Source organism: Aeromicrobium sp. PE09-221, from assembly GCF_002174305.1.
Lineage (GTDB): Bacteria > Actinomycetota > Actinomycetes > Propionibacteriales > Nocardioidaceae > Aeromicrobium.
Genome location: NZ_MIJB01000100.1, coordinates 1 through 1,224 on the forward strand (window position 1 = coordinate 1; position 1,224 = coordinate 1,224).

A 1,224-nucleotide genomic window follows, 5' to 3' on the forward strand; every position below is an offset into this window, starting at 1 on the left:
TTGAGCGAGGTGTCGTTGAGTAGAGTGTGGTACGACGTGTCTACGTTGATGTTTCTATGTTTATTAGACGGATACCGTCAGACACGATAGTGAGTGAGTAGTCTGCAGCGTCAGATGGGTATAAGAGACAGCGCATACACTGCGGCAACTTGAAAGGTCAGATCCGTAACCAAGGCGTCGACCCACTTTTCGAGCAGCGGCTGAGGCGTAGCCGCGTGCAAGCCAAGCGACAGCTCGTGCAGCACCTTGGACCAGATGAGGATGCGGCTGCGTTCGTTGCGCAGCTCGTGCACCTCACGCTCGCGTCGGAGCAAGAGCATGGCCTTGGCTTGAAGCATCGCCAAAGCCTCGGAGTTGGCAGTCACCGTTACTCCACGATGGCGAGCAAGGGGTATGAGTAGTTGTGAAAGGTAGGCGGCCCTCCCATGGGAATGATTTCGCCCCACGGCATCATTCCTAGCCAAGGAACGCTCTCATCGAACAGGCTTTGCAGTTCTTGATTCTCCTTCAGTGTTCCTTCGGCTCCCAAGAACGGAAGCGTGCGCGCCCCGCACTCGAATCCCAGCAAGGCACAGACGCGCCGACTTCCGATGCGAGCCACCATGTCGCGACCCATCTGCCGCGCCCCTTCGACCACGTCCTCGGTCGTGCGGTGGTGGAGCATGATGTGCGTTCCCGTAGCGATGGACGGACCAAGGGTAACACCCCCCGACTCCGTGTCGATGAAGTAACCAGCGCGCACCTGGTAGTCCAAGGCTCCGCTCACCCCCTGTAGGGGCACTCCGATGGCCAATGCGGAGGATTGATTGGTTTTATCGGCGATACTCCCGCAGATCTCTTCCCAGACATCGCTCGCCCTTCGCCCTCCGAGCTCGTACAATATGTTGCCTTCCGCTCGCGTGACCTCGAACTCGACGCCCACCGGTGAACAGCCGTGGCAGACGCCGATTTCGATCTGAAAATCACCGCTTATCGCCACGGCGACGGCTGCGCGCGCCAGTAGTCGGCCTCCGAAGTACTGATACGTCTCCCGCAAGCTGAAGTAGTTGAAGGAGTGCGCGGCCGCTCCTCCGACGATTGGACACTCCACGACGCGGTACAAGCCCTGTCGCTTACAAACATATCCGACCCCACCAGACACCTGCGCAGCTCGGATGACGTCCGAGTCTAGACATCAAAACATACAACGAACTAATCACAACGCAGCACACAGCATCACGCCGA

Annotated in this window: 2 protein-coding genes; both read right to left on the minus strand. The window is 58.4% G+C overall.

What is annotated here, in order from left to right:
* Positions 1–110 precede the first annotated feature (110 nt).
* Positions 111–365, minus strand: a complete 255-nt coding sequence (locus BHE97_RS19540) for a hypothetical protein (RefSeq protein WP_087625669.1) — start codon at positions 363–365, stop codon at positions 111–113.
* A 2-nt stretch (positions 366–367) separates the two neighbouring features.
* Positions 368–1,102: an FIST N-terminal domain-containing protein gene (locus BHE97_RS19545; protein ID WP_140400285.1), complete on the minus strand. Its 735-nt coding sequence runs from the start codon at positions 1,100–1,102 to the stop codon at positions 368–370.
* Between the last annotated feature and the right edge of the window lie 122 nt (positions 1,103–1,224).